We start from the raw sequence: 20,863 nt of genomic DNA, 5'->3' as shown, positions 1-20,863 counted from the left end.
CTCGTGCGCGCGAATGTATAGAGGGCTATACATTCGCGCGCACGTGCGCCGAAGGCGCCTAAAGCCCTAGATCCCGGCCGATCAGTTCCTTCATGATCTCGTTCGATCCTGCCCAGATCTTGGTGACCCGAGCGTCCTTCCAGGCTCGGGCAGCGCGGTACTCGTTCATGAAGCCGTAGCCGCCGTGGAGCTGGACGCAGTGGTCGAGGATCTCGTTCTGCACCTGCGACGTCCACCATTTGGCCTTGGCGGCGTCGATGGCGGTCAGTTCACCGTTGCCGTGCGCGACGATGCAGTTGTCCACGAACGCCTGTGCCACATCGAGTTTCGTGACCAGCTCGGCGAGCAGGAACTTGTTCCACTGCAGCGAGCCGATCGCCTGACCGAATGCCTTGCGGTCCTTGGCGTACTGGAGCGTCTCCTCGAGGATCGGCCGGACGTGACCGAGGTTCGCCACCGCCGCACTGATGCGCTCCTGCGGCAGCAGCTGCATCATGTGGATGAAGCCGCCGTCGAACTCGCCGATCATGTTGGACGACGGCACCCGCACGTTCTCGAAGAACAGCTCGGCCGTGTCCGATTCGGGCTGACCGACCTTGTCGAGCTTGCGTCCGCGCGAAAAGCCTTCGGTTCCGTTCTCGACGGCGAACAGCGTGATGCCGCGCGCCTTCTTCTCGGGCGTGGTCCTGGTGGCGACGATGACGAGGTCGGCGCTGTTGCCGTTGGTGATGAACGTCTTCGACCCGTTGATGATGAAGTCGTCGCCGTCCTTCACTGCGGTGGTCTTCAGGGACGCCAGGTCCGATCCGCCCGACGGCTCGGTCATCGCGATCGCCGTCAGCAGTTCGCCACTGCAGAAGCCGGGCAGCCAGCGCTTCTTCTGCTCCTCGGTCGTCAGCTGGACGAGGTACGGGGCGACGATGTCGTAGTGAATGCCGAAGCACGACGCCACGGCGGCGCTCGATCGAGCGAGTTCCTCACCGAGGACTGCATTGAAGCGGTAGTCCTCGGCGCCGCTGCCGCCGTATTCCTCCGGCACCTCGAGGCCGAGGAAGCCGTTGCGCCCTGCTTCGAGCCAGATCTCCCGGTCGATGAAGCGCTGCTCGATCAGCTTTTCCTCGACGGGAGTGATGGTGCGTGTCACGAACTCGCGGACGGATTCGCGGAACGCGTCGTGGTCCTTCTCGAACAGGCTGCGCCTCATGTGTGTTCCTCCAGGTAACGGTAATCGAGACGCAATATACTCGTCGGTAACTACGCGTCGCGCAGCGTATGGCACTCTGACACCATGGCTGACCAACCCACTTCGCTCGTCAGGTACACCACCGATGCCGGTGCGGAGGTCGCAGTGTTGACCTTCGACCACGGGCCCCTCAATCTGTTCGATCAAGCGATGTTCGACGCCGTGTGCGCGAACATCGCCGATCTGACGGCGTATCCACCCCGCGCGGTGCTGCTCAGGGCCGAGGGCAAGGTCAACTCGGCGGGCGTCGACGTGCATGTCTTCGACGGCTTGTCGGCCCAACAGGGCGCCGATCTGTGGCGTCGCCTGTTCGACGAGATCGCGCATCCGCTCGAAGCGTTGCCGTGCCCGGTCGTCTACGCGGCTCACGGACTGACCTTGACGGCCGCGTTCGAGATCTCCCTTGCCTGCGACATCATCGTCGCGTCACCGAAGGCCAAGTTCGGCCTCGTGGAAATCGTCGTCGGCCTCACCCCGTCCATGGGTGGCCCGCAGCGCCTCGCCGAACGCGCCGGCTCCGGACGTGCGCGCGAGTTCGTGATGACGGGCGACCTCTACGACGCGGCCACCATGAAGGAGTGGGGCGTGGTCAACAGCATCCACGACGACGTCGACGCCTCTGCCCGTACCCTGGTCGAGCGATTGGCCGCCGGACCGACGGTGGCTCACGCTGCCACCAAGAAGATCGTGGCAGCGTGGCGTTCGGGTGGTGTCGCTCATGCGGACGAGATCACCGCGGACGTGTCGGGGGCGCTGTTCGAGACCGAGGATCTGAAAGGTGCGGTGAAGAGTTTCCTGGCGAACGGCCCGGGAAAGGCGACGTACACCGGTAAGTAGACTTTCTGCGATGACTACCCCGCTCGCCGAACTGCACATGCACATCGAAGGTTCGCTGGAGCCTCCGCAGATCTTCGAACTCGCCGAGCGCAACGGAATTGCGTTGCCGTACAACGACATCGACGAGTTGGCGGCCCGGTACGAGTTCACGGATCTGCAGTCGTTCCTCGATCTGTACTACGCCAACATGTCGGTGCTCAGGACTGCCGAGGATTTCGGTGATCTCGCGCGCGCGTATTTCCGTCGTGCTGCCGCAGGTGGTGTGACGCAGGCGGAGATCTTCTTCGATCCGCAGGCGCACACGGCGCGGGGTGTCGCGCTCGAGGCCGTCGTCGAGGGCTTGTCCGATGCGGTGGCGTCGAGCGAGCGGGAATTCGGGGTGAAGAGCGGGCTGATCGCGTCGATTCTGCGGGACAAGCCGGTGCTGCATGCCAACAAGTTGCTCGACGATCTGCTCGCGATGCAGGCCCCGATCATCGGGCTCGGCCTCGATTCCGCGGAGGCCGGTTTCCCGCCGTCGTTGTTCGTCGACGTGTTCGCGAAGGCGCGAGCCGAGGGCTTGCACGTCGTCGCGCACGCGGGGGAGGAGGGCCCGGCGGAGTACATCTGGCAGGCCCTCGACCTGCTGGGTGTGGAACGCGTCGATCACGGTGTCCGTTGCCTGGAGGACGACGCGCTCGTGAATCGTCTTGTGGACGAGGAGATTCCGCTGACGGTCTGCCCTTTGTCGAACGTTCGGTTGAAGGTGTACGAGGATCTGTCGGAGCATCCCATCCGGCAGATGATCGAGCGCGGTCTGATCGTCACGGTCAACTCGGACGATCCGGCGTACTTCGGCGGCTACGTCGACGACAACTTCGCCGCCCTCGAGACCGCGCTCGGTCTGACGGCTCGTGAGCGAGAGATCCTGTACGACAACAGCATCAAGGCGTCCTTCATCGGACGGTGACGAACGCTTTCGGATAGCCGGTTGCCCCGTCGGGCACGGTGTCCGCCGTCATCGACGTCTGGATGTCGCCGTTCCCGTCGGTCGCGCGGGCACGGATGGTGTGCTGGCCGGGCGTTGCGGCCCACTCGTAGGTCCACTGTCGCCACGTGTCCGTCGAGTACTCCTCGGACAGTGTTGCTGCCACCCAGTTTCCGTCGTCGATCTGTACGTCGACGCCGGAGATTCCGGTGTGTTGATGCCATGCGACGCCTGCGACGACGACCGTTCCCGCGTCGACCGCTGCTCCCGGCTTGGGGGTGTCGATGCGCGACGCGGTCTTGATCGGGCCGCGCTCACCCCAGCCGCGGTCGGTCCAGTAGGCGCTGGCCTTGTCGAATCGAGTGATCTCGAGGTCGGTGACCCACTTCGTCGCCGACACGTACCCGTACAGGCCGGGTACGACGAGACGTGCTGGATAGCCGTGCTCGACGGGGAGCGGTTGCCCGTTCATGCCGACGGCCAGGAGCGCGTCGCGGCCGTCCAACAGCACCTCGAGCGGCGTGCCCGCGGTGAAGGCGTCGTGACTGGACGACAGCACCATGTCCGCGCCGTCCTGGATTCCGGCCTCCTCGAGCAGGTCCTTCAGCGGGTAGCCGATCCAGGTGGCGTTCCCGACGAGATCGCCGCCGACGATGTTGGACACACACGTGAGCGTGACGGTGCGTTCGACGGCCTGCCTCGTCGCGAGGTCGGCGAACGTGATCTCGAGTTCTCGGTCCACCATCCCGTGGATGCGCAGCGACCAGTCCTCCGACGCCACCTGCGGCACCACCAGTGCGGTGTCGATGCGATAGAACTCGTCGTTCGGCGTGATGTACGACGCCAGCCCGTCGATCCGCAGATCCGCGCCCGCGGGGATCGGGGGCTGAGGCGTCGGCGTCGGGAGCCTGAAGCCGAGTCGGTTGGCGGTGACGTCACGCGCCTGGCCGAGAAGCCGGCCTGCAGTGCCTGCCGCGACGGCGACGACTCCGGCGGTGACGGCAAGGCTGAGGAAACTACGCCGCGACATACCGTCGGCGACGGGTTCTTCGGTTCGCAGAAGGGCGTTCAGTACGACGATCCCCGCCGCGACGCCGAGGATCGTCGGCAGTGCGGACAGGGGAGTGGCGGTGCTGCGTGTGACGGCGGCGAGTACGCCGACCGCCCCGAGCACCCCGAACAGCACTGCTCCCCACGGCCGTCTCAGCATGCCGGCCGCAGCGGCGATCGACGCGATGACGACCGCCATCCCGACGAACAGGGCAGTCTTGTCCGACGTGCCGAACGTGTCGATCGCCCACTCCCGTACTGCTTCGGGGGTGTTGTCGACGACGGCGGATCCGACTGCGAAGAACGGTGACGAGTTCGGCCCGAACGGCACGGCGACGAGTTCGCCGACGCCGAGAACGACTGCGGCAGCGAGAAGTCCGGACAACACGTGAGCATAAATGTATAGCCCTCTATACATTTCTGCTCACATGCAGCGCAGCTGCCAGGTACTCGTTCCCGAACATCCCGCCCGGATCGAGTTTGTCCCTCATCGCGACGAAGTCACCGAAACGCTCGTACATCTCGGCGAAATCGTTCGCCGTCTGCGAGTGCAGCTTCCCCCAGTGCGGCCGCCCGCCCACGCTGCGGGCGATCTTCTCCACCGCGTCGAAGTACTCGCGGTGCTCCCGCCGGTGGTACTGGTGCACCGCGACGTACGCGCTGTCGCGGCCGTTCGCCGTCGACAGCCAGATGTCGTCGGCGGCCGCGAAGCGCACCTCGACGGGGAACGCCACCGCGAAGCCCGACGACTGCAGCCACCGATCCACCTCGCGCACCACGTACGTGATCGACTCCGCAGGCACCGCATATTCCATCTCGCGGAACCGAACGGTGCGCGACGACGCGAACACGCGATAACTCCGGTCGGTGAACTCGCGCGCCGACAGTGCCCTCGACGAGAAGGCGTTGACTCGCGGAATCGCGGCCGGGAAACGCGTCACCGCGCGGTTGACGATCTCGAATGCACGGTTCGCCAACAACTCGTCGTCGAGATAAGCCCTGACACGACCGAGTGGCGCCAACGGACTGTCGGCAGGCAATCGAGTATTCGTCTTCGTCAGCACCCGGTCGGTGTGCGGAAACCAGTAGAACTCGAAATGATCCGTCTGCTCGACGACGTCCGGCAGCGACGACAGCGTGCCGGTCAACGTCGACGGCGCCTCGACGGCATGCAGCGCGAACGCCGGCTCGCATCGCAACGTGACCTTCGTGATGATGCCCAGCGCGCCGAGTCCGACGCGGGCCGCGTCGAACATGTCCGGCTCCGAGTCGCGGGAACACGTCACGACGCTGCCGTCGGCGGTCACCATCTCCAGTGCCTGTACCTGAGTCGCGATGCCGCCGAATCGTCGTCCGGTCCCGTGCGTCCCCGTCGAGATGGCACCCGCGATCGACTGTTCGTCGATGTCGCCGAGGTTCGTCATCGCAAGGCCCAGGTCCCACAACCATGCGGTCAGCGCGCGCAGACGCGTCCCGGCGAACACCGTCACCGACGCAGAACCGTCGGGCATCGGCACGACGGATTCGATGCCCTGCAACCGGTCGAGGTCGACGAGGATTCCGTCGGTCACCGCAATCGACGTGAACGAATGGCCGGCGCCAACGCACTTGACGCGCAGTCCGGTCTCGGCTGCATGGAGGACCGTGCGTCGCACTTCCTCGACGGTTTTCGGACTCACCGACTCCTGCGGGCGAGCGCTCTGATTCCCGGCCCAGTTCCGCCACTCGACTCCGTTCATCGCACAACTATGAATGTGCACCGTCGACACGGTCAATCGCCAGTCCGCAGAGGGGCTGCCCGCTTACTATCGGGGCATGCAGACCCGGCTGTCGGCGGACACGAGGCGTGCACAGCTGGTCTCGGCTGCCCTCGATCGCGCCGAGCGGGTCGGAATCGAGGCATTGACCGTCCGCGGTGTCGCCGACGAAGCGGGGGTGAGCCAGGGGGCGGTCTACTACCTGTTCGAATCGAAGGAGTCGCTCGTCATCGCGATGGGCGAGGGCCTCGTCGTCGACGTGACGCGAGCGCTGCAGGCTGCGTTCACCGACTCCGTCAATCTGCCGGGGGTTCCGGGTCTGCGAGAACTCGTGCACAGCGGGCTCAGCGCCATCTGGCCGATCGTCGAGAAGACCGCCGACCGGCAGCTTCTGTCCTACGAGATCAAGACCTACCTGCTACGCCATCGTGCGTTGGGGTCGGAGTTGGCCGCGTCCATCGCGACCGGGCAGTACCGCATCCGCGACGACGAGACCCTGCTGTTCTTCCAACGCTGCTCGGAGTTCACCGGCACGCGGTGGATCGAGCCCATCGAGGCCGTGGCGCGTTTCGGCATGGCGACGGTCGACGGGCTGATCCTGCGGTGGCTTGTCGACCACGACGACGTGGCGGTCATCGCCGCTCTCGACGATCTGTCCGGCATCATCGCCTCGAAGGCTGTAGAAGTGTGAGGACACTGCCTTCGGACGACAGGACGAGGAACTCCGTGACATCACTGCTGCCACGAACCGTGCACGGCCGTACCGCGTTGGACCGCATCGCACGCGCCACCGAGTCGCTCCGACCACCGTTCGCGGCGGTCGACGCCGTCGCGCTCGACGCCAATGCCGCCGACCTGTGCCGTCGATCAGGCGGCACGCCGGTGCGCGTCGCGGCGAAGTCGGTGCGAACCCGAGCCGTGCTCGAACGGGTCCTCGGTCCCAATCTGACTGCAGGAAGCGGCTTTCGCGGGATCATGACCTACTCGCCCGCCGAAGCGGTCTGGCTCGCCCGGCTCGGTGCGCAGGACGTTCTGATGGGATATCCGACGGTCGACGCCGACTCCATCGCCGAGATCACCCGCGACAGAGTGCTGTCCGGGCGGATCACCCTGATGGTCGACGACGTGGCCCACCTCGACATCATCCGTGCCGCCGCCGGTTCCGACCGGATCAAGCCGCGTATCTGCATCGACGTCGACGCGTCCCTGCGGATCGGGCCACTGCATCTCGGGGTGCGTCGCTCGCCGCTCCGTGAGCCCGACCAGGTCGCCCGGTTCGCGGCGCGGGCGAAGGACCGCGGCTTCCGCGTCGTCGGAATCATGTTCTACGAGGCGCAGATTGCCGGATTGCCCGATTCGAGTGTGGCCATCGAGCTGGTCAAGCGCGCGTCGGCCGCCGAGTTACGCACGCGCAGAGGAGCTGTCGTCGACGCAGTGACGGGCGTCGTCGGAGATCTGGAGTTCGTCAACAGCGGTGGGACCGGCTCGCTCGAGGTGAGCAGTGCGGACCCGGTCGTGACCGAGGTGACTGCAGGTTCCGGTCTGTTCGTGCCGACGTTGTTCGACCGCTACAAGGCGTTCGCGCCCAATCCTGCTCTGTACTTCGCACTTCCGGTCGTTCGGACGCCCACTCGCTCGGTGGCGACGGCGTTCGGCGGCGGGTACATCGCGTCGGGGCCTGCGTCGAAATCGAGGGTGCCGACGCCTGTCGCCGTCTCGTCCGCGGCGCGCGGCCTCCTGCTGGGCGGATTGAAACTGCTGCGCAACGAGGGTGCAGGCGAGGTACAGACACCCGTTGCCGGGGCCGGAATCTCGATCGGCGACCGTATCTGGTTCCGGCACGCCAAGGCAGGCGAGGTGTGCGAGCGGTTCGACGCGCTGCACATCGTCGAGTCCGACGGCAGCGTCACCACCGTGCCGACCTACCGGGGCGAGGGGAAGAACTTCGGCTAGCCGGTCTCGCCGAGTGCCATGAATGCGCCCAACGATTCGAGGCCGTGCGGTGTCGACGGGAGATACTGCGTCAGCGTCGACGACTGCACCAGCAATGCCGCCCACTGTCCGCGCGAGATCGCGACGTTGAGTCGGTTTCTCGACAGGAGAAAGCTTGCGCCCCTGGGTGATTCACCCAGGTTGGACGCGGTCATCGACACGATCGCGATCGGTGCCTCACGGCCCTGGAACTTGTCGACGGTTCCGACGAGCACGTCCCCAAGACCGGCGTCGTCGAGATGTTCTCGAATGCGGGCCACCTGCGCGTTGTAGGGCGCGACGACGATGAAGTCGGTGGGTTCGAGGCCCCGGCTTCCGTCGTGGTTCTTCGGGTCGGTCCACTGCTTGCCGACGAGCTTCTCGATCTGTCGACGGATCTCGTCGGCTTCCTCGGGGGAGTCGGTGGTGTTCGCGTGATGGTCGACGTACACGGTGTGCAGGCCCGCGCGGAGTCCGACGAGGTTCCGCTGCAGCGTGTGCGCCTCGTTCGAGAAGAGCTTGCCCTCGTACGACAGGGCCGACACGGGTGCGCACAGGTCGGGGTGCATGCGCCATGTGCGACTGAGAAAGTATCCGCGGTCCTCGGGCAGTGCGCCGTGCCCCGCCGACAGCCAGCCCAGAGCGGACTCGTCGACCGGTTCGGGGTGCGTGCCCTGACTGACCTGTGGTAGTTGCTGAGGATCGCCGAGCAGCAACAGATTTCGAGCGGATTGCGCGACCGCGATCGTGTTCGCGAGTGAATACTGTCCCGCTTCGTCGACGACGAGAAGATCCAGCGAGCCGGGTTCGACGCGATTCGAGTTGGAGAAGTCCCACGCCGTGCCGCCGACGACGCAGCCGTCCACGGAATCCCCGATGAACGACGGGTAATCGCCTTCACGGAGTTCGGTGAGTCCGTCGGGTGCCTTCTTCTTGCCGATCTGCTGCGCAGGAACACCGGCTTTCGCGATGCCCTGCAGTAGATTGTCGACGACCGAATGCGACTGTGCGACAACGCCGATCTTCCACCGATGCTCGCGTACCAGGGTCGAGATGACGGATGCGGCCGTGTACGTCTTGCCGGTTCCGGGAGGCCCCTGGACGGCCAGGTACGAGTTGTCCAGATCGAGCAATGCGGTGCGAATGGCCCCGATGTAGTCGCTGCCGACGAGCGTCGGAAGTGGCTTGCCGGACAGTGTTCTCGGTGTCGCTCGGGAGGTCAGGTCGGCGACGGCGGTCCGCGGAAGGTCCGGCAGTCCCCGCTGCACCTCCTCGGCGGCAGCGGTGATGGCGGCTTCCAGACTCGCCGACGGAATCGGCGACGTCGGAGCCAAAGCCATCGGGAGGTCGGCGTACGGGTCCGCACCGGCGGCGAGCTTCTCGTCGACGACGACGAACGTGTCTCCGATTTCCACGACATCGCCTCGGCTGCACGAGCGATACGTCGGGTGCGGTTGTTCGAGGCCGTCCGGGGCAGGCAGGTCGTACAGCAGTCGCACGGACTTCTCGACGCCGCCGTTGCCGATCAGACGAAGACGTCGCCGGAGCAACTTCTGCCGTGGGGTCGTCTTCGACCACTCCGACTCGATCGTTCCCGACTCGACCACGAATACGTCTGCAGCGTCGGCCCATTCGTCGATCGGCTTCTGCAGCCGGTCGAAATGAGCCCACCAGAACGGTTTTCGCTCGCGACGGTGATATCCGATGGATCCGCCGTACAGCGCGACGGCCTGCCGCACCGCGTCTCGTTCGCCGATGCCGGCGAAGTCTCGAAGCGACTGTTCGAGTGGTGACGCTTGATCGTCGATCTCGAGGGGGATCTCGGAGATCGGATCTGGTGTGACGCCTGCCTCGGATGCCCTCTCCAGCAACCAGTCTCGCAGCCGGATGGTGGAGACGCAGTCGTACTCGTTGTAGTCGGCGATGGCCGACAGGACGGCGTCCGCCTCCTCGGTGCGGCCTTCGTCGCGCAGGTCGCACCAGTTGGCGTATTCGACGATCGACGCGGCCGCATTGGTGACGTCGCCGTCGCGATCGGCAGGCATGTAGAGCGGTTCGAGTTTCTTGATGCTGTACGAGCGTTCGCCGATCCGCATCGACGACCGGACGATCGGGTAGAGGTCGACGAGCACGTTCTGCCGCAGCAGATTGTCGACGACGTCCTCGCCGACGCCGTAACGTCCGGCGAGTCGAAGCAGGGCCGTCTTCTCGTACGCCGCGTAGTGGTAGACGTGCATGCCGGGGAAGCGTCGACGCCGTTCGACGACGTAGTCCAGGAAGTCTCCGAGCGCCTGGCGTTCCTGCGCGCGGTCGTGTGCCCAGAACGGCAGGAAGGTGCCGTCGGCTTCGAGCACGCCGAACAGGTACTCGAGACCCCAGTCGTTGGAACCCGGCTCTGCCCACAACGGGTCACCCTCGAAGTCGAAGAAGATGTCGCCGGGGTCCGGTTCCGGGATCGAGCCGAGTGCGTCGGCGTCGAAGATCTCGTATTCGGCGACGCCGCTGTCGGCCTGCGCGAGCTGCAGAGCCGCCTGCGAACGCAGGTTGGTCAGAATGCGATGCGAGATTCCGTCCACCGAACCGTCGTGTGCTGCAAGTGTTCTCGTCGTCGTGATGCCCGCGTCGATCAGATGTGCTCGATGGCCACCGCTCAGTCCCGCCACGAGAAGAAGGTCGTCGCGCGCGACCACTTCTTCTTCGCACGCGTCGCACCTGCCGCACGCGGTGTACCGCGGATCGGCCCAGTCGACGGGTTCGTCGTCGGCGATGTGCTCGTCGAAAATGTCCTCGAGGTGTGCGCGCTGACGACGATAGACCGGCAGCAGGTCCTTGCGCGCGTGATCGGTGGTGGTGCCGTCACCGAGCATCAGGTGCAGCGAGTCGGCGACCTCGATGCCGTTCCGCTCGAGTGCGTCGGCGTACGCGGCGAGCTGGAGCAACGCAGGCACCCGAGCGTGCCGGGACAACTTCGTGTCGTAGACCGAATAGCCACGATCCTCCTTGACGAGGAAGTCGCAGAATCCGAGGAATCGTCCGTCGAAGAACGTCGCTTGGTACAGGACGTCGTAGCCCCACAACGCCGTTTCGACGGTGGCCGCGTTCGCGTCGGCGTAGGCGACACGCGTGCGCTCCGGCCGCGGCATGATCGACACACCGGCGCCGAATTGTTTCTGGAACGCCTCGAGTTGCCGACGTTCGTGCGCGAATCCGAGCGCCGATGTGCGTTCGAGCATCGGGTCGGCAGCAGCGACGCCTGCCTCGACACGGCCGAGGTGCGCGTCGAGCGTGCGCAGCAGCGCGTACTCGCACACCGCTGCCGCGGAGAGGTCGCTCGCGCTGAAGACCACCCGGTCGTCGAGGAGGAACACGCGGACAACTGTAGGGGACTGCTGCGACATCGAACCGAGCCAGGCAAAATAGTCGAATGCCGTTTTTCGAAGGAGTCACCGGTGCTGTCCACTACCGCTCGTGGACCACAGCTCATCCACGTCTTGTCCTGGTGTTTCTTCACGGTCTCGGACAGAACAGCGGTCATTACCACCGTCTCGCCCGCGTGCTCAACGGCGAGAACATCGATGTCTGGGCCGTCGACCACGTCGGCCACGGACTGACCGAAGGGGAGTTGTCCGACGCGTCGCAGATCGGTGGTCTGGCCGACAACGCGCTACAGCTCGCCGAGATCGCCAGGTCCGAGCGCGCGGGCGTGCCGATGGCTCTGATGGGTCATTCCCTCGGCGCGGCGACGGCGATAGCAGCCCTCCACAAGGATCCGGATCATTTCGTCTCCGCAGTGTTGTGCGGAACTCCGACGTCGACGACGGGTAAGGCCGGGGATCTGAACTCGTCGACGGTGCCGTTGCTGGCGATGCACGGTGTCGACGACCGGATGGCCCCGATCGACGCGGTGCGCGAGTGGATCCCGTCCGTCCCCGGTGCCCGGCTGAGGGAGTTCGAGAACGCCGGCCACGATCTTCTGCACGAGAAGGTCCACCGCACGGTCACGCTCGAAGCCGCGGATTTCCTGCTCTCTCACGTGTGACGTGCAGGCCGGGTACCTGCACGTCACACGAAAAGGACTACTTGGCGTAGATCGCCTCGATCTCGGCGCCACGCTCCTGATGGATGATGTTGCGCTTGAGCTTCATCGTCGGCGTGAGTTCGCCGGTCTCGACGGTGAAGTCGACCTCGAGGATCTTGTACTTCTTGATCTGCTCGGCCTTCGAGACCTTCTTGTTGGCGTCGGCGACGGCCTTGTCGATCTCGGCGACGAGGTCGGCGTGCTTCGACAGTTCGTCGAATGCGATGCCGTCGGCGATGCTGTTGCGTTCTTTCCACCCGGGAAGCGCCTCGGGATCCAGCGTGATCAGCGCGCCGATGAACGGCTTGGCGTCGCCGACGACGAGGCACTGGCTGATGAGGGCGTGCGCTCGAAGTGCGTCCTCGAGCACAGCGGGTGCGACGTTCTTGCCACCCGCGGTGACGATGATTTCCTTCTTGCGGCCGGTGATCGAGACGAAGCCGTCCTGGTCGATCGAGCCGAGGTCGCCGGTGTGGAACCAGCCGTCGACGATGGATTCGGCGGTCGCCTTGTCGTTGTGCCAGTAGCCACCGAAGACGACCGGTCCCTTGACGAGCAGTTCGCCGTCCTCGGCGATCTTCGCCGCGTGGCCGTTGATCGGCTTACCGACGGTGCCGACGCGCTGGTCCTTGGTGGTGTTGACGGTGACGGCCGCGCTGGTCTCGGTGAGTCCGTATCCCTCGTAGACCGGGATGCCGACGCCGCGGAAGAAGTGGCCCAGCCGTGCGCCGAGTGCTGCGCCTCCGGACACCGCGCGGTCGCATTCGCCACCGAGTGCAGCGCGGAGCTTCGAGTAGACGAGCTTGTCGAACAGCGCATGCTTGAGGTTCAGCACCAGGCCGGGGCCGCCCTTGTCCTTGGCCTCGCTCCACTCGATCGCGGTGGCGGCAGCCTTGTCGAAGATCTTGCCCTTGCCGCCGTCGTGCGCCTTCTGCTTCGCCGAGTTGTAGACCTTCTCGAACACACGCGGCACCGACAGGATGAAGTTGGGCTTGAAGAGGGCGAACTGGTCGAGCAGCGTCGAGATGTCGGAGGTGTGTCCGACGGTCGTCTTGGACTCGAATGCGCCGAACGAGATTGCACGGGCGAACACGTGTGCCATCGGGAGGAACATCAGCGTCCGCCTGCCCTCCTTCATCGCGTCGCCGAGTGCGAGCTGAACGGCCTTGGTCTCGGCGTAGAAGTTGGAGTGGGTGAGCTGCACACCCTTGGGCCGACCGGTGGTTCCGGACGTGTAGATGAGCGTCGCGGGCGACGACGCGGTGACCTGACCGCGGCGGGCATGCAGGTCCTCGTCGCTGACGTCCACGCCGCGGGTGGTCAACTCGTCGAGCGCGCCTGCATCGATCTGCAGAACCTCACGCAGCTCGGCGGCGCCTTCGGTGACCTCTTTCAACGCCTCCGCGTGGGCGGGAGTCTCGACTACGAGGAGCTTGGACGAGGAATCCTCGAGAATCCACTGCGCCTGATCGGGTGCGGACGTCTCGTAGATGGCAACGGTGCAGCCACCTGCGGTCCAGATGGCGTAGTCGAGGACGACCCACTCGTAGCGGGTGGCCGACAGGATGGCGACACGGTCGCCGAGTTCGATGCCCGATGCGATGAGGCCTTTGGCGACGCCTGCCACTTCCTGCGCGAACTGCTTCGCGGTGACGTCGACCCAGGAGCCGTTCACGAGACGCTGGAACGGCACCAGGTTGGGGGACTCCTTCTCGTACCGAAACACGGTATCGGCCATCGAGACATCATCAGGAATGGTGAATGATGCCGGCACAGAATATTCGCGCACTTGAATCCCCTCCGAAAAACTGACGTATAGGTGTGCATTTCATCACATTCCGAGCCGTAGTGCACTACCGATGGTTGTCCGGTTTGCGAATTTCCGACCTGTCCTGCGGAGTTAGGTGTGACTCGAATGCACAATAACCGTAACGGGTCACATTCTCGACACCGAGTGTCGGTTCGGTCACAGAAGCAGGGCGGTGACCTCGTCGTCCGTCAGTTGGTGAAAGTCGCCGTACGCAGCGCCGACGCCGTCGAGGTGGGAGTCGACGCGGCACCGGACCTCGTTCACGAGCGGCTGGATGCGGGCAACCGCGTCGGGCGACGCGACCGGGACGGCCAACACGATTCCCGCCGCACCTTCGGCAGCGGCGACGCGGCAGGCTGCCTCCGCGGTGGCACCGGTCGCCATCCCGTCGTCGACGATCACCGCGAGCCTGCCCCGACGCGAGCGTGGGCCGTGGCGTCGCCACCGCTGCGCACGCCGCGCGAGCTCGATCTCTTCCTGACGTCTGACGTGGTCGATGTCGTCGGCCGTGATCCTCAGGTGATCGATGACGTCGCGGTTCAGGATCAGCGTGCCGTTCTCACCGATCGCGCCCATCGCGAGTTCGGGCTGTCCCGGTACTCCCAGCTTGCGGACAGCAATGACGTCGAGTTCGGCCCCGAGCGCGGAGGCGATCTCGGCCGCGACGGGCACGCCGCCTCGTGGCAGCGCCAGTACCAGCGGATTCTGCCCTGCGAGGTGACCGAGATCCTTGGCCAGGATGCGGCCGGCTTCCATACGATCGGCGAACATCATCACTGTCGACGCTAGAACGCCGGACGGCCGTTCGCTCGACAATCCAGCCACGAGGTCATCGGCGGTTCATGACAGGGACTAAACTCGGTTGTATATGAGCACAACAGAGCCGAATCAGGATGCCGCCGTGACGTCTGACGAGTCCAGTTCCACCAGCCCGGTTTCGTCCGACGACAGCGCACAGGCGACGTTCGCGGACCTCGGTATCGACGAGAGAGTCCTGAAGGCTCTGCATGCCGTCGGCTACGAATCTCCGTCGCCGATCCAGGCCGCCACGATTCCGCCGCTGATGAACGGCAGTGACGTCGTCGGCCTCGCGCAGACCGGAACGGGTAAGACCGCAGCGTTCGCGATCCCCATCCTGTCGCGCCTCGACGTCGAACGTCGGATCCCGCAGGCGCTGGTTCTCGCGCCGACGCGTGAGCTTGCGCTGCAGGTAGCCGAGGCGTTCGGCAAGTACGCTGCCAACATCCCCGGTCTGCACATCCTCCCGATCTACGGCGGCCAGGCCTACGGCATTCAGCTGTCGGGGCTGCGCAAGGGCGCGCAGATCATCGTCGGAACGCCGGGACGCGTCATCGACCACCTCGAGAAGGGGACGCTCGATCTGTCGCAGCTCGAGTACCTCGTCCTCGACGAGGCCGACGAGATGCTGAAGATGGGCTTCCAGGACGACGTCGAGCGCATCCTGTCGGACACCCCCGAGTACAAGCAGGTCGCGTTGTTCTCGGCCACCATGCCGCCCGCGATCCGCAAGATCTCGAAGCAGTACCTGCACGACCCGGTCGAGATCACCGTCAAGACCAAGACCACCACGTCGCCCAACATCACGCAGCGCTACGTGCAGGTCGCGCATCAGCGCAAGCTCGAGGCGCTCACTCGAATCTTCGAGGTCGAAGAGTTCGAAGCGATGATCATGTTCGTCCGCACCAAGCAGGCCACCGAGGAACTCGCCGACAAGTTGCGCGCACGGGGATTCTCGGCGGCCGCGATCAACGGCGACATCGTGCAGGCGCAGCGCGAGCGGACCATCGGTCAGCTGAAGAACGGCACGATCGACGTCCTCGTCGCCACCGATGTCGCGGCCCGTGGTCTCGACGTCGACCGCATCTCGCACGTCATCAACTACGACATCCCGCACGACACCGAGTCGTACGTGCACCGCATCGGCCGTACCGGTCGCGCGGGCCGCGCCGGTCAGGCACTGCTGTTCGTCGCGCCGCGGGAGCGGCATCTGCTCAAGGCCATCGAGCGCGCGACGCGTCAGCCCATCACCGAGATGCAACTGCCGAGCGTCGACGACGTCAACGCGCAGCGCGTCCAGAAGTTCGGCGACTCCATCACCGAGAGCCTGAACTCGCCCAACCTGGGTCTGTTCCGCAAGCTCATCGAGGACTACGAGCGCGAGCACGACGTGCCGCTCGCCGACATCGCCGCCGCGCTGGCCGTCCAGTCACGGGACGGCGAGGAATTCCTGCTCAAGCCGGAGCCGCCCGCCCCGCCGCGTGCTCCTCGCGAGAAGCGCGAACCGCGCCCGCCCCGCAGCTTCGACGAGGATGCGGCCAGCTCGCATCACCGCAAGACCGGACAGGCGATGGCGACGTACCGCATCGCCGTCGGCAAGCGGCATCACGTCGTGCCCGGTGCGATCGTCGGCGCCATCGCGAACGAGGGCGGCTTGCGTCGAAGCGACTTCGGGCACATCAGCATTCGGCCCGATCACTCGCTCGTCGAACTTCCCGCCGATTTGGCCGACGAGACCATGGAAGCCTTGCGACGCACCAGAATCAGCGGCGTGTTGATTCAGCTGCAGCCCGACCAGGGTCCTCCCGGGGGAGGCCGCGGTGGTCGCGGCGGTGGCAAGTTCGGCGGCGACCGGCGGGGTAAGCGTCCGCGTAACTGATCTGCTCGCCGTGCCCTCCCTTTCGGCATCGATGGCCCGCCACAGCTGATAGACGGTGTGGATGGTTCATCGATGCGCAAGGTTGCCCGGTTTCAGACCGGATATACGAATGCCTCGGATCGAATTCGATCCGAGGCATTTCGGTTTATCGCGGACCGAGCTGTAAATAGAAACAGCGCAGTCGTTTTACTGTTCAGCGGATCCGCTGAAGAAGTCCAATGCGCCGAACAGGTCGGAGAAGGCGCCGAAGAAATCGGACAGGAATGCGAGGTCGAACATGGTGACTCCTTGCAATGAGGGGTGTGGAGCAGGCGCATCGGTGCGCCGCACCCCACGCTAGACGCTCGGTCCACCACGCAAAAGGGTGTAACGAAAAGTACTCTCGGCTTTAACAAAAGGGCCGTAGGTCGCTTTGTCGAATTCACCGATCGTTCACGGTGGTGACGAAAGACTCCTGAGGAATCGGAGTCAGCGAGAAAACCGAACGTCAGTATTGCGGAGAATGCCGTAGGCGCCGAATTCGAGATTGTGCATCCGATCGTGAATCGAATGCACAACCTCGATCTGTCGGAATTGTCTACAGCGCAACCGTGAAGCTGTTCATCACGCGGTCCGCCGCGTCGAGGTCGGCCTCGCTGTTGGCCTGTACGGCCACCAGGGTGAGGTAGCGACCCGAATCTGCCTTGGCCGCAACGAGAATGTACGTTGCTGCGGTCTCGCCGCATCCGGTCCACACCTCGAATCGGCCGGTGTGCAGCGCGTCGCTGTAGTCCTCGCGGCCGGTCGAGACGCATCCCGACTCCGGCAGAGACTTCGTCGCCCAGTTCAGCAGATCCTCCGGTGAGGAGTTGGACACCGCGGTGTCGGACGCCATCACCGACGTGCCGACCGCGCCCCACCCGCCCTGGTACTGCTCGAGATTCGAGCTCGCTTCGACGCCGTAGAAGTAGTTGTTCCGGTCGTCGACGAACTTGGTGCCGTCGACCTGGTTCCACCCCGCCGGGACGTCGACGCTGACGACACCGTCGTTGTCCTCGACCGTCGTGAACCCGCCGGTGCTGGTCTGCGAGACGCTGCTGCCGCTCTGCGGAGTCGACACCCGGGACGAGACGGTGGTGGTTTCCTCGATCGCGTCGCCGTTGATCTGACCACGTAGGTAGGAATCGGTCGAGGGGCGGTAGACCTCGACGGACAGCGTCGCGTCCTGGCCGTGGGTGCGCAGGACGCTGCAGTAGTCGGCCATCGTGCCGTCGGTTCCGAGGGTGACCCCTTCCATGCTGGTCAGCAGGTCGCCGGCTTCGATGCCTGCTTTGTCGGCAGCGGATCCCGACGCGACCGAGTTGACCCAGACGCCGAGGCCGGTGTCGGAGTCGTCGGTCAGTGCCTCGCCGTTGATGCCCAGGCTGAGGACGTTCTTGCCGTCCTTGAGATCGTCGACGACGTTCTGCACTTCGTCGCGATGGATGGCCATGTTGGTGTCGTACTTGTCGTTGCCCGCATAGTTGACGCCGACGAGTCGGCCGTCCGGGTCGACCAACGGGCCACCGGAGTTGCCGCTGCGAATCTTCGCGTCGTGCTCGATGACGTGGTCGAGGGAGGCCCACGGGGTGTCACCGGCCGTGTCGGCCTTGGACACGATGCCCTTGGTCATCGTGAACGTCGGATCGCCGAGAGGGTAACCGGCAGCGTAGATTTCGTCGGCGGTGTCGATCTCGCCCTCGTGGAAGGCGACGAACGGGAAGTCGTCGCCTTCGAGCTTCACGACGGCGAGATCGAGGCATTCCGACGAGCCGACGACGCGGGCGCCGAGTGTGTCGCTCTGGTCTCCGCCGCGCCAGACCTTCAGGGTGCCTGCACCGGTGACGACGTGGTTGTTGGTGAGTGCGTAACCGTCGGACGAGATCAGGAATCCGGAACCGCGTCCCGCAGCCTCGTATCCACCTTCCTGCGGGGAGACGAAGGTGCCGAGCGCTTCGAGCTGGATCGTCGCGGATTGCAGGTCGTCGAATTCGACGGCGCCGTCGGGAGCTGCCTCGGCGTCGCCACCGGTGCCGATGGAGAAGGAACATGCGGACAGGAGGGTGGCGCCGGCGATCAACGCCAGAGCGGATGCAGAGGCTCTGCGGGCTGTTGTAGTCATGGGAGGAACTGTGGCCGGGTCCACTTGGAGACCGGTTGTAAGCGACTTGGACTCGGGTGGAACGACGGCGTCGTGTCGGTGCGATCTCCTACAGTCCCGGCATCCCCCGCCCCGGACCGGTAGAAAGGCCATCACTTGCCCTCACACGCCTGGATAACCCTGTTGGTCGGGCTACTCGCCGTCGTCGGCGTGATTCTGACGGTCAACCAACGAACCCGCGCTGACAATCGAGCGAGCACCCGTTCATCGCCAGGACTGACCGGGACACACTTCAGGCGCTGGCCGATTGCGCTGTGACGGTAGCCGGCACTGACCTGGCGGAAACCGAACACACCAGCGACATTGGACCCCACAGTGCCTACAAGGAGCAGTCATGACGAGCACCGAAGCGCGCCGGTCCTGGACACCGGAGCAAAAGCGCCGAGTTCGCGCGGCCGCCGCAGGAGCGTCCATCAAGCTGCGCGAATACGACAACAAGCCCGTCCCTCAGTGGCTTCGCGACATAGCAGCAGGTGAGGATACCGCTCTGACCGACAAGCCCGATCGTTTGTAGGTAGGTCGGCTTCCATCGTCCTCCGGTCGTTCTGCGAAGTCACCGGTAGTTCGCTCGTGAAAAAGGCGAACCTCAACACCCCGCGTGGATCTCGTCCGTGACGCATGATTGCACGGTGATCGCGCAGACTCGGTACGGCCAGGTGGAAGGCGTCGTCGACGACGGCATCGTCGTGTGGAAGGGAGTGCCCTACGCGGCACCGCCCGTCGGTGATCTCCGATTGCGGGCACCTCGGCCGCCGGAACCGTGGACGGGCGTGCGGGCGGCGACCGAGTTCGGACACATCGCGCCGCAGAGCGCGCACGGTCCGATGCCGATCGATCCGGGATTGACGCTCGGGGAGGACTGTCTGACCCTCAACGTCTGGGCACCGGAGCGGGAGTGGAGCCTGCGGAATGACCCGGTGGGCAAGAGCGCGAGCGGGCTTCCGGTCATGGTGTGGATTCACGGCGGTGCGTACTTCATCGGGTCGTCTGCGCAACGTATGTTCGACGGCCGCAACCTGGTTCGGCAGGGCGGCGTCGTACTCGTGACGATCAACTACCGCCTCGGGGCGCTGGGTTTCCTGGACTTCTCGTCGTTCGGGGACTTCGACACGAACCTGGGTCTCCGTGACCAGATCGCTGCGCTCGAATGGGTGCGCGACAACATCGGTGCATTTGGCGGCGACCCGTCGAACGTGACGCTGTTCGGTGAATCCGCAGGGGGCGGCGCCGTCACGACCCTGCTGACGTCGCCTGCTGCCGACGGTTTGTTTCATCGTGCGATCGCGGAGAGCTCGCCTGCGACGTCGGTCTACGGCGCAGCGCGAGCGTCGTCGATCGCGGAGCGTTTTCTCGAACTGGCCGAGGTGAAGGCGGACCGGCTGCGTGAGCTGTCCGTCGACGACTTCGTTAGGGTCGGCGCCGAGCTGGTTCGGGACATTCCGTCGAAGGTGCCCGGAACGTTGGCGGTGGCACCGACCGTGGACGGCGACATCGTGCCGCACTATCCGGTGGCGTCGTTCCAGAAGGGGAGGCAGGTGCAGGTGCCTCTGCTGATCGGGACCAACCGGGACGAAGCGTCGCTGTTCAAGTTGATGAAGTCGCCGTTGATGCCGATCACACCCGACAAGATTCACGAGATGTTCCAGGCCATCGCCGCTGATCACCCACAGTTGCCGGAGGACGAGGAGGCCGAGATCGCGCTCGCGTACCCGCACTATCCGTCGAAGAGGACGGCGATGGAGATCTCCCGCGACGCGGCGTTCCGCATGCCGACCTTGTGGATCGCGGAGGCGCACAGCCGGGTCGCTCCGACGTACGTCTATCGGTTCGACCATGCATCGCCGCTGTTCAGGCTGACCGGAATCGGCGCGACGCACGGTACCGAGGTGCCGTACGTGTTCGGCAACTTCGGTGTCATTCCGAAGGATCCGACGTACAAACTTGGCGGTCGCAGAGCTGCGCAGACCGTCGCACGGCGCATGCAGCAGCGGTGGATCGACTTCGCGCACGGCCGCGAGCCGTGGACGAGGTACGACGAGACCGCACGGACGACACTGTTGATCGACAAGCAGGACCGGGAGGTCGACGATCCGGACTACGAGCTCCGGCGGGCGTGGGGCGAGGAGGTCGTGGCCTTCACCTGAGCCCCCATGTGCGCGCGAATGTAGGCGGTCTCAAGCAGTCATCGCAACGTGCCTGATCATTGGGGGATGGTTGCGATGGGACGTCCGGTGTACACCCATGAGGTGCGGATGCTGTTCTGGGTTCTGTTGGGTTGGGGCTCGACGGTGAAA

Annotated in this window: 15 protein-coding genes; 8 read left to right on the top strand and 7 right to left on the bottom strand. The window is 65.1% G+C overall.

All coding sequences use genetic code 11. From position 1 onward, the window contains the following. Positions 1-58 precede the first annotated feature (58 nt). Positions 59-1,204: an acyl-CoA dehydrogenase family protein gene (locus RhoFasB10_RS20585; RefSeq protein WP_068428216.1), complete on the bottom strand. Its 1,146-nt coding sequence runs from the start codon at positions 1,202-1,204 to the stop codon at positions 59-61. A gap of 84 nt (positions 1,205-1,288) precedes the next feature. On the opposite strand from RhoFasB10_RS20585, the gene RhoFasB10_RS20580 reads away from it, so the two are divergent. Both RhoFasB10_RS20580 and RhoFasB10_RS20575 read left to right on the top strand, forming a co-directional pair. Continuing rightward, the gene (locus RhoFasB10_RS20580) at positions 1,289-2,080 is read left to right on the top strand and encodes an enoyl-CoA hydratase/isomerase family protein (protein ID WP_167678305.1); all 792 of its coding nucleotides are present in this window, start codon (positions 1,289-1,291) and stop codon (positions 2,078-2,080) included. Between the two features lie 10 nt (positions 2,081-2,090). Then, positions 2,091-3,029: an adenosine deaminase gene (locus tag RhoFasB10_RS20575; RefSeq protein ID WP_167678304.1), complete on the top strand. Its 939-nt coding sequence runs from the start codon at positions 2,091-2,093 to the stop codon at positions 3,027-3,029. On the opposite strand, the gene RhoFasB10_RS20570 is transcribed toward RhoFasB10_RS20575, so the two are convergent. Both RhoFasB10_RS20570 and RhoFasB10_RS20565 read right to left on the bottom strand, forming a co-directional pair. Beyond that, the gene (locus tag RhoFasB10_RS20570) at positions 3,016-4,485 is read right to left on the bottom strand and encodes a molybdopterin-dependent oxidoreductase (protein ID WP_346764441.1); all 1,470 of its coding nucleotides are present in this window, start codon (positions 4,483-4,485) and stop codon (positions 3,016-3,018) included. The genes RhoFasB10_RS20575 and RhoFasB10_RS20570 overlap by 14 nt on opposite strands. A gap of 22 nt (positions 4,486-4,507) precedes the next feature. Beyond that, positions 4,508-5,836, bottom strand: coding sequence for a D-arabinono-1,4-lactone oxidase (locus tag RhoFasB10_RS20565; RefSeq protein WP_167678300.1), 1,329 nt, complete (start codon positions 5,834-5,836; stop codon positions 4,508-4,510). 76 nt (positions 5,837-5,912) lie between these two features. On the opposite strand from RhoFasB10_RS20565, the gene RhoFasB10_RS20560 reads away from it, so the two are divergent. Both RhoFasB10_RS20560 and RhoFasB10_RS20555 read left to right on the top strand, forming a co-directional pair. Next, on the top strand, positions 5,913-6,545 hold the full coding sequence (locus RhoFasB10_RS20560; RefSeq protein WP_068429073.1) for a helix-turn-helix domain-containing protein: 633 nt from the start codon (positions 5,913-5,915) through the stop codon (positions 6,543-6,545). 44 nt (positions 6,546-6,589) lie between these two features. After that, the gene (locus RhoFasB10_RS20555) at positions 6,590-7,807 is read left to right on the top strand and encodes an alanine racemase (protein ID WP_240931358.1); all 1,218 of its coding nucleotides are present in this window, start codon (positions 6,590-6,592) and stop codon (positions 7,805-7,807) included. Here RhoFasB10_RS20555 and RhoFasB10_RS20550 read toward each other — a convergent pair. After that, entirely contained in the window at positions 7,804-11,193 is a 3,390-nt protein-coding gene (locus RhoFasB10_RS20550; RefSeq protein WP_167678298.1) for a TM0106 family RecB-like putative nuclease, read from the bottom strand. The two genes, RhoFasB10_RS20555 and RhoFasB10_RS20550, sit on opposite strands and share 4 nt — an antisense overlap. 56 nt (positions 11,194-11,249) lie before the next feature. Between RhoFasB10_RS20550 and RhoFasB10_RS20545 the strand changes: the two genes are divergently transcribed. Continuing rightward, positions 11,250-11,864 carry an alpha/beta fold hydrolase gene (locus RhoFasB10_RS20545; RefSeq protein WP_114328548.1) on the top strand — a complete coding sequence of 205 codons (615 nt, stop codon included), beginning with the start codon at positions 11,250-11,252 and terminating at the stop codon, positions 11,862-11,864. A gap of 37 nt (positions 11,865-11,901) precedes the next feature. Here RhoFasB10_RS20545 and RhoFasB10_RS20540 read toward each other — a convergent pair whose 3' ends face one another. Both RhoFasB10_RS20540 and RhoFasB10_RS20535 read right to left on the bottom strand, forming a co-directional pair. Beyond that, positions 11,902-13,692 carry a long-chain fatty acid--CoA ligase gene (locus RhoFasB10_RS20540; RefSeq protein ID WP_068428231.1) on the bottom strand — a complete coding sequence of 597 codons (1,791 nt, stop codon included), beginning with the start codon at positions 13,690-13,692 and terminating at the stop codon, positions 11,902-11,904. Positions 13,693-13,869: 177 nt separating this feature from the next. Continuing rightward, entirely contained in the window at positions 13,870-14,487 is a 618-nt protein-coding gene (locus tag RhoFasB10_RS20535; protein ID WP_167678296.1) for a phosphoribosyltransferase family protein, read from the bottom strand. Between the two features lie 127 nt (positions 14,488-14,614). Here RhoFasB10_RS20535 and RhoFasB10_RS20530 point away from each other — a divergent pair, with 127 nt between their 5' ends. Continuing rightward, positions 14,615-16,390, top strand: a complete 1,776-nt coding sequence (locus RhoFasB10_RS20530; RefSeq protein WP_157105368.1) for a DEAD/DEAH box helicase — start codon at positions 14,615-14,617, stop codon at positions 16,388-16,390. A gap of 577 nt (positions 16,391-16,967) precedes the next feature. Here the strand turns inward: RhoFasB10_RS20530 and RhoFasB10_RS20525 are convergent. After that, a complete protein-coding gene (locus tag RhoFasB10_RS20525) occupies positions 16,968-18,530 on the bottom strand; it encodes a trypsin-like peptidase domain-containing protein (RefSeq protein WP_157105369.1) in 1,563 nt (520 codons plus the stop codon). A gap of 373 nt (positions 18,531-18,903) precedes the next feature. Between RhoFasB10_RS20525 and RhoFasB10_RS20520 the strand changes: the two genes are divergently transcribed. Next, positions 18,904-19,083, top strand: a complete 180-nt coding sequence (locus RhoFasB10_RS20520; protein WP_068428241.1) for a hypothetical protein — start codon at positions 18,904-18,906, stop codon at positions 19,081-19,083. Between the two features lie 115 nt (positions 19,084-19,198). Continuing rightward, a complete protein-coding gene (locus tag RhoFasB10_RS20515) occupies positions 19,199-20,713 on the top strand; it encodes a carboxylesterase/lipase family protein (RefSeq protein WP_068428244.1) in 1,515 nt (504 codons plus the stop codon). The last annotated feature ends 150 nt before the right edge of the window (positions 20,714-20,863 follow it).

The organism is Rhodococcus sp. B10, assembly GCF_011770055.1.
Taxonomy (GTDB): Bacteria; Actinomycetota; Actinomycetes; order Mycobacteriales; family Mycobacteriaceae; genus Rhodococcoides; species Rhodococcoides kyotonensis_B.
Note: the sequence above shows the minus strand (reverse complement) of the source record. Positions and strands in the feature narration are given on the sequence as shown.